The organism is uncultured Coprobacter sp. (assembly GCF_947855755.1).
Taxonomy (GTDB): domain Bacteria; phylum Bacteroidota; class Bacteroidia; order Bacteroidales; family Coprobacteraceae; genus Coprobacter.
In genome coordinates, this window is sequence record NZ_CANUAR010000007.1 from 29105 (window position 1) to 41834 (window position 12730).

Genomic DNA, 12730 nt, shown 5'->3' on the forward strand with positions numbered 1-12730 from the left:
AAAGCTCATTTTTTTGTTTACATTTGTAACAGAAATATATACTTATTATTCGCTATGAGCATCCTCAAAAAAAATATTCCGGTAGGTCTTGCAAGTGATCATGCAGGTTTTGAAATGAAACAATTTATCAAACAGTTTTTAATCGAAAAAGGAATCGAAATTAAAGATTTCGGTACATTTTCTTGTGAAAGTGTCGATTATCCAGATTTTGCTCATCCTCTTGCTAATGCAGTAGAATCAGGAGAGTGTTACCCGGGATTTGCATTCTGTGGGAGTGGAAACGGCATTAACATGACATTAAATAAACACCAAAAAATCAGAGCTGCCCTTTGCTGGAATGAAGAAATAGGAAAGCTTGCCCGTCTTCATAATGATGCAAATATTTGCGTAATGCCGGGTAGATTTATAAAAAACGAAGAAGCCGAAAAAATCGCTGAAACATTCTTAAATACAGAATTTGAAGGAGGAAGACATCAAAGACGTATAGATAAGATTCCTGTAAAATAAGTAAATAGTAAAGTCTCTCTCTTGTCGATTTGACAAAAGAGAGACTTCTGAATTTTTAAAACCTTCTGAAACTTAAGAACCTGTTTCAATTTTCCGACAAAAATATTATTAGGTCACGTTTATGTTTTTTTCCCCGGTTTCACTTGTCAAATAGTCCGCTATCATCCTTATAAAATCAGAAAAACATTCTCGAAAGAAACTCTCAAATCTAACTCGAATAAAATTTAGACAGCCTCTAAAATTTGCAAAAACTCTATTTTTACTTATTAAGAAGCAAGCAATAAATACTAAAAAAACAGAAGTTAAAATCAGACTGTCACTCTTTGAGTAACACCTCCGGCACTTACCAAATAAAGTCCTCTTGATTTAGGCTGAAGTTCAGACAATCCAGGACCAGCATACGTCTCCATTACCAGACTACCTACAATAGTATAAACTTTGACTTTGACTTTTTTGGAAGAGCGAACATAAATAGAACCATTACTGGCATATATTTGAACAGAATCTTCGGGTAAATCATTTTGCACCATATTGACTTCAGCAGACATAGGCATATAATTTGTCGTCCGGAAAAAATCTTGCCCATAAACAGACTCCTGACGAGCAGATACCTGAACTACAGCCCAAGATACCAACAACGTAAAAACGAGTAGTTTTATAGCTTTCATATTTTCCTCTCCCTGAACAGATTTCTTAATTAACGCCTAAAGATACATCTTTTTTGCCATCTTGAAAAAATTTCTGATGTTAATTATAAAAAAAATAATCGGTTTAGGGATATTCGAATATAATAAAAAGGCAATTACTCCGTTTTATTCGGTTCATTATCCCAAGAATACACTCTATTCGGATTTTTAGGAAACCATCCTTTCCGTACCCGTTCTTCCTGTTCAAATATCTCTTTTATAGTCCAAAATGATGAAAAAGAAAAAACTCCGAGCAAAGCAGCGAACAACACATTATCCGTTATCAAAGAACCTGCCACACCCAAAATTCCTAACAGTAAAAATACCCACCAATAACGAGTTCCCCAATAATATTCAACTTTCACTACTATAGGATGAAACAAACCTATAATTAAAAAAGTAGAAACCCCGATAACCAATCCCAATAAATGATACTCTTCTAAAAACTCCATTTCAAAAAATATTAAAAAAAGAGTGTCCGGATTTAATCGCAAACACTCTTAATTATATCATCAATAACCTAACTCTTTTTGCCGTTTAACTTCATCCAAAACCGAATCAAGACAAATGGCGAGCTGTTCGGCTATACCTTTGCCACAATTTTCATCAGCTTGATAAAAACGAGCTACAGCCCGTATCTGTATCTCTTCTGGAACTCCTTGCATAGCCGCCGCTACATTAGAATGAATCCGTAACTTTTCATCATCAGGCACAAGCCTGTATAATGCTCCGGGCTGAGAATAATAATCCTTATCCGTCCGGTTATCATAATTCCATGCATCTCCATCTAAAGTCAAAGGAGGTTCATTGAATTTTCTGTCATCCGTCGGTCCTCCGAAACTATTCGGTTCATAATTAACCCGAGCACCATTATTTCCATCAACACGCATATAACCGTCACGATGATAATTATGAACAGGACATATAGGTTTATTTACCGGTATCGTATCCGAATTCACTCCTAAACGATAACGTGCTGCATCAGCATAAGCGAACAAACGTCCTTGCAACATTTTATCCGGAGAAAACGAAATTCCCGGAACGACGCTTGCCGGATTGAATGCTGCTTGCTCAACTTCTGCAAAATAGTTTTCCGGATTCCGGTTCAACTCAAGAATTCCGACATCAATCAAAGGATACTCTTTTTGACTCCACACTTTCGTCAAATCAAACGGATTTTCTTTTCGGTTACGAGCCTCATCTTCTGTCATTATCTGAATGCAAAAACGCCATTTTGGGAAATTCCCTTTTGCAATATTTTCAAATAGGTCTCGCTGCGAGTGTTCACGATCCTTTGCAACAATAGAGGCAGCTTCCGAATCGGTGAAATTAGCAATGCCCTGTAAACTTTTAAAATGGAATTTCACCCAAAAACGCTCTCCTTCAGCATTAATAAAACTATAAGTATGGCTTCCGAAACCATGCATGTGACGATAATCTTGAGGAATACCCCGATCGCTCATCAAAATCATCACCTGATGCAAAGTTTCAGGAGAAAGACTCCAAAAATCCCACATGGCAGTATTGCTACGCAGATTAGTTTTCGGATCTCTCTTCTGTGTATGGATAAAATCAGGGAACTTTAACGGGTCTCTGATAAAAAATACAGGAGTATTGTTTCCTACCAAATCCCAATTCCCTTCCTCCGTATAAAACTTAACAGCAAATCCGCGCACATCCCGTTCGGTATCTGCTGCGCCTCGTTCTCCGGCCACAGTAGAAAAGCGAAGGAAAAGATCTGTTTTTTTACCTACCTCAGAAAATAGAGCAGCTTTCGTATATCGGGTTATATCTTCGGTAACGGTCAAATTTCCGTACGCACCTGAACCTTTTGCATGTACTACCCGTTCTGGAATACGTTCTCGGTTAAAATGCCCTAACTTCTCCATATACCAGACATTTTGCAACAAAGCAGGACCTCTTTCTCCAGCAGTCAGAATATTCTGATTATCCGCAACAGGAACACCTGCTTGAGTAGTTAATTGAATCTTTTCCTTTTCTTTCATACTTTACATAATTAATAATTATTTTTTTTCCGCTCGAAATAGGCTTGCGGATGAGTACATGCCGGACATTTTTCCGGAGCTTTCTTGCCTTTATGTACATACCCGCAATTGCGGCATTGCCATTCTATTTCTTCATCTTCTTCAAAGAATTTTCCGGCTTCCACTCTCGCCAACAGTTTACGATAACGAGCTTCATGTTCGGCTTCTACTTTAGCAACCATCTTAAATGTTACCGCAATAGCAGGAAAACCTTCTTCTTCGGCAACCCGAGCGAATTCAGGATACAAGTCTGCCCATTCTTCATTTTCTCCGTCGGCTGCAGCCTTCAGATTTTCAACCGTAGTAGAAATAACGCCGGCCGGATAAGATGCAGTAATCTCGACCATACCTCCTTCAAGATATTTGAAGAATTTTTTTGCATGCTCTTTTTCCTGTTCTGCCGTTTCCATAAATACTCCGGCAATTTGTTCATAACCTTCTTTTTTTGCCACACTTGCAAAGAACGTATATCGGCTTCTTGCCTGAGATTCTCCTGCAAATGACTTTAACAAATTTTGTTCTGTTTTTGTTCCCTTAATACTCTTTTCCATAATCTTGTTTTTAATTTAATTAGTAATTCTCTATATTTCCTATTAATTGTACTTTCACATCCTTCAACTCAAATCCGGGAATTTTTCTATTTTGGATAAACGTTCGAATCAATTCGGACAACTCATTATCATAAAAATCCCGTATCTCATGAGTTTCTTCACTATATAAATGATAATGCCGGCTTAGATTCGTATCGAAGTACATTTTATTGTCAACAGTCAATACTCTTTCTATCACTCCAGCTTTTGCAAAACAATCTAACGTATTATAAACCGTAGCGACAGTTACAGTCGGTAAGATACTTCTTACCCTCTCAAGCACTGCTTCTGCAGAAGGATGCTTAAGAGATAACAAAGCTTCATACACAGATATACGCTGAGGTGTCGCCTTTACCCCTTTTGATTGAAACAATTCTATGATTTCATTTACCCTCATCAACAACACTTATTTTTAAACTGCGGTACAAATATAATTAGAATATTTCTAATATTAGAATAATTCTAAAATTATTTTCAGAAAAAATAACCGATACGAAATTTATCCTTTATATACAACTTAGAGCCTATCTAAATTTTCCAATAAAAAAACACAATCAGGTCATCTTTGCGTTTTCACTCGTCAGACAACTTGCTATCGTCCTCATGAAATCAGACAAACATCCTAGAAAGAAACTCTTAAATCTGACTCGAGCAAAATTCAAACAGACTCTCAGCAAATGAAACTCACACCCTTATTTTTTATCTTCTTGATAAACCGGATTTATTTTTACACAAACTATATAATCCATATCTTCCGGAAGCCCATTGTGTGTACCGGGAGTCCATTTTGGCATGTTTTTAACCAACCAATATGCTTTATCCAAAATTTCTTTAGAAATATGTCCTTTCAACTTAAATATCGGAGTTTTCAATTTTACATCGGAAATTTCTCCGGAAGCAGTCACCACTATCGAATAAAGAATACGATCGACTAACCATTCGGGTGTATTTCCTTCAGGCATCAATACATCGATAACCAAATATTTTTTCATAGCATCCTCTCCTCCCGGAAATTGAGGAAGGACAATAACATCTTCATCTTCGATTATGCCAGACCTATATTCTACCAATTCCGATTCCGGGAAAGGGAATAAAGATAGCGGAACAAAAAGAAAAAAACACACCCAAAACAGATTTCTCAGCAATATGGACATAATACCCTCCTTTCCTTTTAGAGTCTGTTTATTTTTTCATCATTATATATACTCTGACTTTTTGAATTTCTTCTCGGACTATTCTCCCGCTTTAATATATCATGCAGCTCGTACTCCCCTCCTTAAATAGGAATAGAAAAACATCTTTCAAAAATATCTGAACAAAATTTAAACAAACTCTTGGTTTTCAAATTTAATAAAAAGATTAGAGAATAACAATTATTTACAAAATAAATTCAGTGTTCATCTAAAGCCCGTTTAAATTTCCCGATAAATATATACGATCTTTTGAGGCTTTTTTCGGTCTTGTTTCCCCATTTCTGCACATCGTATAAAGGAACAGTAAAAACACTTTTGAAAACAGGTCTCAAAAAAACATCCAGGTAAAATTTAAATTCAAATAGATTACAGACCAAGCCGTATATTATTATAACTATCGGCAATATCTACCAAAAGCGTCAAATATTCCACATTTCAATAAAGAGTCGAAACTTATTTTTGCATATAATTATAATTCTAACATTTATGAAAAACTCAATTTATCTACTATTAAGTTTATTATTTTGTTGCATGTCTGCATTCCCTAAAGAAATTACAATTCATACCATCGGAGATTCTACGATGGAGAGCAAACCTGAGGACACGGAAAGTAATCCGAACGGACAAAGAGGGTGGGCACAAATGTTACAGCAGTTTGTAACAAACGGTGCGACAGTAAATAACAGATCTAAAAGCGGAACTAGTTCCAAATCTTTTTATGAAGCCAAAGACGACAACAATAATTATCGTTTTTGGGCAACTGTGAAACCTCAGATCAAAGAAGGAGATTATGTTATTATTCAATTCGGACATAACGATGAAAAAGATGGCGGAGAAGAAGGTGAAATAGGAACTAATCCCTGGAAAAGTTACACGGAATATCTGACTAAATATGTAACGGAGGTAAGAGAATTAAATGCTACACCTATATTATTCACCCCTATCGTACGTAACTATTTTGAAAGTGACGGAAAAACAATCACAGCACGAGGAGCCCACAATCTCGGTATGGGCTCGGACGGAAAAGAACTCGACTATGTCGCAGCCATGAAAAAAGTTGCAGAAAACACGAATTGCCTTTTGGTCGATCATACAGCTCTTACCAAAAAAGTTTGTGAAGAATACGGAAAAACCAAATCGACAGAGCTCATTTACAATGTAGGAGACGGTACACATTTGGGAGAATACGGAGCTACTTTATATGCTCGTTTAGCAGTACAAGAATTAATAAAACAAAATATTCTAACAGAATATCTGAATGCAGATCCCGAATTAATATTAAGTAGTTCTGAATATAATTTCGGGAAATGTTATGCCAACACTGTCAATATCCATTCCTTTTCGGTAAGTGGAATCGATTTAGATCCGGTAAGCGGAAATGTAACAATAACCGTTCCCTCAGAATTCAGTATATCAAAAGAGCAAGACGGCAACTATACTCAGCAGATAACCATACCCTATGAAAATGGAAACCTCAGCATTACTCCATTTTTTGTAAAATATGCACCTGAAAATATAGGTATTTCAACAGGAAATATTACAGTAAGTAACGGGAAAAACTCTAAATTCATCACCTTAAAAGGTGAATGTGTCTCTTTCGAAGGAGGTATCAAAGCAAAAGCATTTTGGGAATTATCAAAAAACGAAAACAGTATATCTGAAGGTCCTATTACCGTCTTACCCGAAACATTTAAAAATATGTTTACCGATAGGTATGCAAAGCCGGGAAGCACGACAATATGGGAAGATAACCGCATTGATGGAGAAACAAAAACTCAACGCAATATTATCGAAGGAAGAACATGGCCTGCTGGAGAAATAGACATCGTACATGACCGCTACATTCAATTCGGAGTTAAAGCTACCAAAGGAAGTATTTTTAATGTCGATTCTATCGGATTATATGCAGGTGGATCTGGAAGCAATGGTATACGATTCAAAGTATATTATTGTAAAAACGAACTTTTCGGCGATGATGCCGTGATGATTGCAGACAGACAAAATAATACAAGCAATACTATGTACCCGATCTCTCACAAAAACATTATTGAAGTAAAAAGTGAAGAATCTTTATATATCAGAATCTACCCTTGGTTGAACAATGGAGGAGACAGCAAATCTATCTGCCTATACGGAGTCACGATAAGCGGAGTGGTTACAGAGGAAGAAAGTACCGATGGAATAACGACTTCTCTCATCGAGAATAACATATTTTGCTATCCCTCGAAAACTTCAGGTACAACCACACTCAATTATGTTACAACCGAATGTTCAGATGTTTTTATCGATATTTTTTCTGTCGACGGGAAAAAACTCAATAGTTACAGAAAAGATTCTCTACCGGCCGGACAGCATCAACAACAAATTAATCTGGAAGGGTTGAATAATGGTATATATATTTGCTCACTTACCAGCAACACAGACCGAAAAACAATCCGACTGATAAAAGAATAATAAGATCGGTTAAACAAAAGCGAAATGTGACGGAAGTCTTTCTTTAAAGATCCGTCACATTTTTATATATATAATTCTCGGTTTCTATCAAAACCTTATTTTTACATAATTCCTTTTTCACGCAAACGCAATTGCCATTTCCATGCAGAAGCTAATGTATCCTCGATAGACTCTTCCGCTTTCCATCCCAACACGGTATTCGCCTTTTCAGGATTAGCCCACACTTGCTCAATATCTCCTTCCCGACGACCGACAATTTTATAATTCAATTTTTGTCCTGTCACTTTCTCAAAAGTCTTTATCAACTCTAATACAGAAAGTCCCCGACCTGTACCCAAATTGAATGTTTCTACATTTTCAAGAGACTTTCCGGTAAGCATACGATCCACGGCTACGACATGAGCTTTCGCCAAATCGACAACATTTATATAATCACGAATACAAGAACCGTCAGGTGTATTGTAGTCATCACCGAACACACTCAATTGTTCTCGAATTCCCATAGCTGTCTGGGTAACAAAAGGAATAAGATTCTGAGGTACACCATTCGGTAATTCGCCGATCTCTGCAGTAGGATGAGCTCCTATCGGATTAAAATAACGCAATATAATAGCTTTATAAGGGACACCCGAATAGATCGTATCACGGATTATTTCTTCATTTATTTGTTTCGTATTTCCATAAGGAGACATTGCCGGTTTTATAGGAGCATTTTCATCGACCGGAAGCACATCCGGCTGACCGTACACTGTACATGAAGAGGAAAAAACCAATGCATCAACTCCATATCGGGGCATCAGCTCCATGAGCGTAAGCAAAGAATCGATATTATTACGATAATACAACAACGGTTTCTGCACCGATTCGCCGACAGCCTTACTGGCTGCAAAATGAATAATGCCTTTTATATTCTTCTGCTCCTCGAAAAGCTTTTCCATACCGGTCTTATCGTTGCAATCCAATTTCATGAAAACAGGACGCACACCCGAAATTTTCTCAATACCGTCGATTACGCTTTCACTTGAATTAGAAAGATTATCTACGATAACCACTTCATAACCGGCATTCTGCAATTCTACCGTAGTATGCGAACCGATATACCCGGCACCACCTGTAACTAAAATTTTCCCTTTCATGTTTTAAGTTAAGTTTAAGATGAGTTGCAAATATAACGGATTTTTGCCAAAAGGTTTTATCAAAATCTCTAAACCTTACGACCAAACTTTATTTTTTGGAACAAAAAAAATAGATAAACATTAAACAAGATGCATTATTTCAACGCAAACTTTTTGGATAACACAAAAATAAATTTTACCTTTGTCGCGCTTTTTGAGTATTCCGTGCGATGGGAAATTAAGAAGCTGATTATCTTAATTTTGAGTAACACAAAAAAATTAAAACAATGAAAACATTTCAATTAGAAGGAACTCCCAGAACCGATTTGGGAAAGAAAGCTGTAAAAGCTTTACGTAAACAAAATCTTATTCCTGCTGTTTTAAATGGCGGACAACTTGTAACCCTGCCTTATGATAATGCTCTTAAAGCCGGTGAAAAAGTAGTAGAAATTGCCAATAATCAAGCTTTGATCGTAACGGATTTCACCGTATCGGCAGATTCTGTACGTAAATTAGTTTATACTCCTGAAATTTTTGCTATCGATTTGACTATCGGTGACAAAAAAACCAAAGCCGTTATAAAAGATATTCAATTTCATCCGGTAAACGACACAATCCTTCACATGGATTTTCTTGAAGTTAACGAACAAAAACCCATTGTTATGGAAGTTCCTGTTGCTCTTGAAGGACATTCAGAAGGTGTTAAAGCCGGTGGTAAATTAAGCCTCGAAATGAGGAAACTGAAAGTAAAAGCTATCTATTCTCAGATTCCTGAAAAATTGGTTATCAACATCGATAATTTAGGTTTAGGTAAAACTATACAGGTAGGAGAACTTCATTTCGAAGGTCTTGAACTGATGAATGCTAAAAATGCAGTTGTTTGTGCTGTTAAATTAACAAGAGCGGCTCGTGGTTTACAAGCAAAAAGCGGTAAATAAAATATTGCATAAATGAAATATTTGATTGTGGGACTGGGTAATATCGGACCAGAATACGAAAATACCCGGCACAACATAGGATTCAGAGTATTGGACGCTTTAGCTAAAGCGTCCAATCTTGTTTTTACAGACAAAAGATATGGCGAAGTCTGCGAATTAAAAATCAAAGGCCGCACATTAATCTTGTTAAAGCCGTCCACGTATATGAATTTAAGTGGGAATGCCGTACGTTATTGGCTGCAAAAAGAAAATATTCCGGTAGAAAATTTGCTCGTAATAGTGGATGATTTAGCACTACCATTCGGCAGTCTGCGCTTAAAGCCCCGAGGCAGCGATGCCGGTCATAACGGGCTGAAACATATTCAACAAATATTAGGGAGTGATAACTACGCCCGACTTCGATTCGGAATCGGGAACGATTTTTTTAAAGGACAGCAAGTCAACTACGTATTAGGAAGCTTTCCCGAAGAACAAGAAAAAGAATTACCCGCCCATCTCGAACGTGCAGGAGAGATCATAAAAAGTTTCTGTCTGGCAGGCATACAACTGACCATGACACAATTCAACAATAAGTAAAATTGTCATGGAAAAAGAAAATGAAGTTCGAATAGACAAATGGATGTGGGCTACACGCATTTTTAAAACACGTACAATTGCAACCGAAGCTTGCAAAAAAGGACGAGTCTCTATCGGAAATATCCCGGTAAAACCTTCCCGTACAATAAAAGCAGGTGAAATTATCCAAGTACGAAAACCTCCTGTCACTTATTCCTTTAAAGTATTGGCTCTGACCGAAAAGAGGATGGGCGCAAAACTTGTCCCGGAGTATCTTGAAAACGTTACACCGCAAGAACAATATGAAATACTGGAAATGAATCGTATCAGCGGATTCATAAATCGGAGTAAAGGATTGGGAAGACCGACAAAACGAGAAGGACGGGAACTGAAAAAATTTACCGAAGGAGATTTTTTTGATGATGGATTCGACTTCGATTTTGATTTTGACGATTACGAAGAAAACGATTAAACAAAACTTATACGACACTTGATCTGTTATACTGCAGAAATTTGTTCAATCCGCATCAAGACTGTCTTTATAAGCTTCACATAGGAGATAAGTAACTTTTAACCGGAATGACATGATCATAGATCTGCAAAAGCGTAAAGAATTAAAAAAGAAACTATACACCATCATATTCAAAACCGATACGGAAGAAGGAAAAAAATTCGACATTATTTTACTGAATGTAATCCTTCTCAGTGTTATATTGGCAGCAATAGAAAGTGTAGTTGCATTCAACGACCGTTATGCACTCCCATTCCGTATTTGCGAGTGGATTATAACCATACTGTTCACGATCGAATATGCGACCCGTATCTATTGCAGCCCGAATCGAAAGAAATATATTTTTTCGGTCTATGGTATCATCGACCTTTTATCTATTTTGCCTTTTTTTATCGGCATTTTATATAGCAGTACCCATTATCTTATCGTTATCCGCGCCCTGCGTCTTCTACGGGTTTTCAGAATATTAAAACTAACCCATTTTCTAAAAGAAGGCAATCATCTGGTCGATTCTTTACGAAGAAGTGTAAAAAAGATCATGATATTTACCTACTTCATCATGATTCTCGTAACGATATTAGGAGCTTTGATGTATTTGGTTGAAGGAAGTGTAAATCCCTCTTTCTCCAATATACCCAAAAGCATATATTGGGCTGTCGTCACTATTACGACTGTAGGATACGGAGATATAACACCTATCACCTTTTTAGGTCAGACAATTTCAGTAATCGTCATGTTACTCGGATACTCGATACTGGCTGTTCCTACCGGTATTATTTCTTCAGAACTGATCAAACCTTTACGAAAAAAGAACATTACTTGTCCTAATTGCGGAGAGAATAAGCATGAGGCAGATGCTTCTTATTGTAAAAATTGCGGGACATTCTTGCCTCATAACAATAACAACCTGTCATAAATTTTCTTTTTTTTCTTTTAAACCGGAATTATGTTCAATATTTCGGACAAAAAACAGTTACAATATTTATAAAAATTGTAACTTTGTAAATCTTACATGTAAATATCGAAAAACAACTATAAAAATGGAAACTATCGATTGGGCTAATTTATCATTCGGTTACATGCCGACCGATTACAATGTACGGTACAATTACCGGAACGGAAGTTGGGGCGAACTTGAAATAAGTAGCAGCGAATATATCAATATGCACATGGCAGCCACTTGCCTGCATTATGGACAAGAAGCTTTTGAAGGATTAAAAGCTTTTCGCGGAAAAGACGGAAAAATACGAGTATTTCGCCTTGATGAAAATGCGGCACGACTGCAAAGTACTTGCAGAGGAATTTTAATGCCTGAATTATCTACGGAAAAATTCCGTGACGCTATCCTTAAAGTCATAAAACTGAATGAACGGTTCGTTCCGCCTTATGAAAGCGGAGCGTCTCTTTACATCAGACCATTATTAATCGGAACAGGTGCACAAGTAGGTGTACATCCGGCAAGCGAATATATGTTCATTGTATTTGTCACACCGGTAGGGCCATATTTTAAAGGTGGATTTTCAACTAATCCCTACGTCATTATCCGTCAATATGATCGCTCAGCACCATTAGGTACAGGAGTTTATAAAGTCGGAGGAAATTATGCAGCCAGTTTACGAGCCAATAAAATGGCACACGACATGGGATATTCTTGTGAATTTTATTTAGATGCAAAAGAAAAAAAATATATCGACGAGTGTGGTGCTGCCAATTTCTTCGGAATTAAAAACAATACATACATAACTCCGTTATCTACTTCTATCTTACCGTCTATTACCAATAAAAGCTTAATGACATTGGCAGAAGAAATGGGTTTGACCGTCGAACGCCGTCAAATTCCAGAAGAAGAGTTGGATACTTTCGAAGAAGCCGGAGCATGTGGTACAGCAGCCGTTATCAGTCCGATACAACGTATCGACGATCCTGAGAAAAATCGGTCATATATTATTTCTAAAGACGGAAAACCGGGTCCAATATGCACTCAATTATACAATAAACTACGGGCTATACAATACGGAGATGAACCGGACAAATATGGTTGGGTAACTATCGTCGAATAATATTCAGATTAATTAAATAATACAAAAACCCGGAATGTCCTTAATGCTGTTCGTTCCGGGTTTTTATTTTTATATA

At 36.9% G+C, this 12730-nt stretch carries 14 protein-coding genes; 7 read left to right on the top strand and 7 right to left on the bottom strand.

The features are described 5' to 3' along the window. Positions 1–54 precede the first annotated feature (54 nt). Complete coding sequence (gene rpiB / locus Q0093_RS05665) at positions 55–507, top strand: ribose 5-phosphate isomerase B (protein WP_122304328.1); 453 nt, start codon at positions 55–57, stop codon at positions 505–507. A gap of 308 nt (positions 508–815) precedes the next feature. Here the strand turns inward: rpiB and Q0093_RS05670 are convergent, their stop codons facing one another. The 6 genes from Q0093_RS05670 to Q0093_RS05695 all read right to left on the bottom strand — a co-directional run bounded on the left by Q0093_RS05670 (position 816) and on the right by Q0093_RS05695 (position 4982). Beyond that, on the bottom strand, positions 816–1175 hold the full coding sequence (locus Q0093_RS05670; protein ID WP_297928892.1) for a hypothetical protein: 360 nt from the start codon (positions 1173–1175) through the stop codon (positions 816–818). Positions 1176–1309: 134 nt separating this feature from the next. Next, positions 1310–1645: a DUF4491 family protein gene (locus Q0093_RS05675; RefSeq protein WP_294179178.1), complete on the bottom strand. Its 336-nt coding sequence runs from the start codon at positions 1643–1645 to the stop codon at positions 1310–1312. A 60-nt stretch (positions 1646–1705) separates the two neighbouring features. Then, positions 1706–3199, bottom strand: coding sequence for a catalase (locus Q0093_RS05680; RefSeq protein ID WP_297928894.1), 1494 nt, complete (start codon positions 3197–3199; stop codon positions 1706–1708). A gap of 11 nt (positions 3200–3210) precedes the next feature. Further along, positions 3211–3789: a rubrerythrin gene (gene rbr, locus Q0093_RS05685; protein WP_294179174.1), complete on the bottom strand. Its 579-nt coding sequence runs from the start codon at positions 3787–3789 to the stop codon at positions 3211–3213. A 19-nt stretch (positions 3790–3808) separates the two neighbouring features. Beyond that, on the bottom strand, positions 3809–4225 hold the full coding sequence (locus tag Q0093_RS05690; protein WP_294179170.1) for a Fur family transcriptional regulator: 417 nt from the start codon (positions 4223–4225) through the stop codon (positions 3809–3811). Positions 4226–4520: 295 nt separating this feature from the next. Further along, positions 4521–4982 (bottom strand): hypothetical protein, encoded by a 462-nt coding sequence (locus Q0093_RS05695; protein ID WP_297928897.1) that lies wholly within the window; start codon positions 4980–4982, stop codon positions 4521–4523. A 525-nt stretch (positions 4983–5507) separates the two neighbouring features. Between Q0093_RS05695 and Q0093_RS05700 the strand changes: the two genes are divergently transcribed. Next, the gene (locus Q0093_RS05700) at positions 5508–7475 is read left to right on the top strand and encodes a GDSL-type esterase/lipase family protein (protein WP_297928899.1); all 1968 of its coding nucleotides are present in this window, start codon (positions 5508–5510) and stop codon (positions 7473–7475) included. 101 nt (positions 7476–7576) lie between these two features. Here Q0093_RS05700 and galE read toward each other — a convergent pair whose 3' ends face one another. Beyond that, a complete protein-coding gene (gene galE, locus Q0093_RS05705) occupies positions 7577–8611 on the bottom strand; it encodes a UDP-glucose 4-epimerase GalE (protein WP_294179165.1) in 1035 nt (344 codons plus the stop codon). Between the two features lie 266 nt (positions 8612–8877). Here galE and Q0093_RS05710 point away from each other — a divergent pair, with 266 nt between their 5' ends. The 5 genes from Q0093_RS05710 (at position 8878) to Q0093_RS05730 (ending at position 12654) form a co-directional block, all read left to right on the top strand. Next, positions 8878–9528: a 50S ribosomal protein L25/general stress protein Ctc gene (locus tag Q0093_RS05710; protein WP_294179164.1), complete on the top strand. Its 651-nt coding sequence runs from the start codon at positions 8878–8880 to the stop codon at positions 9526–9528. Between the two features lie 12 nt (positions 9529–9540). Further along, on the top strand, positions 9541–10104 hold the full coding sequence (gene pth, locus Q0093_RS05715) for an aminoacyl-tRNA hydrolase (RefSeq protein ID WP_297928901.1): 564 nt from the start codon (positions 9541–9543) through the stop codon (positions 10102–10104). Positions 10105–10111: 7 nt separating this feature from the next. Next, positions 10112–10555: an RNA-binding S4 domain-containing protein gene (locus Q0093_RS05720; RefSeq protein ID WP_294179159.1), complete on the top strand. Its 444-nt coding sequence runs from the start codon at positions 10112–10114 to the stop codon at positions 10553–10555. A 112-nt stretch (positions 10556–10667) separates the two neighbouring features. Then, positions 10668–11510 (top strand): ion transporter, encoded by an 843-nt coding sequence (locus Q0093_RS05725; protein WP_294179157.1) that lies wholly within the window; start codon positions 10668–10670, stop codon positions 11508–11510. Next, positions 11449–12654, top strand: coding sequence for a branched-chain amino acid aminotransferase (locus tag Q0093_RS05730; protein WP_297928902.1), 1206 nt, complete (start codon positions 11449–11451; stop codon positions 12652–12654). The genes Q0093_RS05725 and Q0093_RS05730 overlap by 62 nt, the downstream gene beginning before the upstream one ends. Positions 12655–12730: the final 76 nt, after the last annotated feature.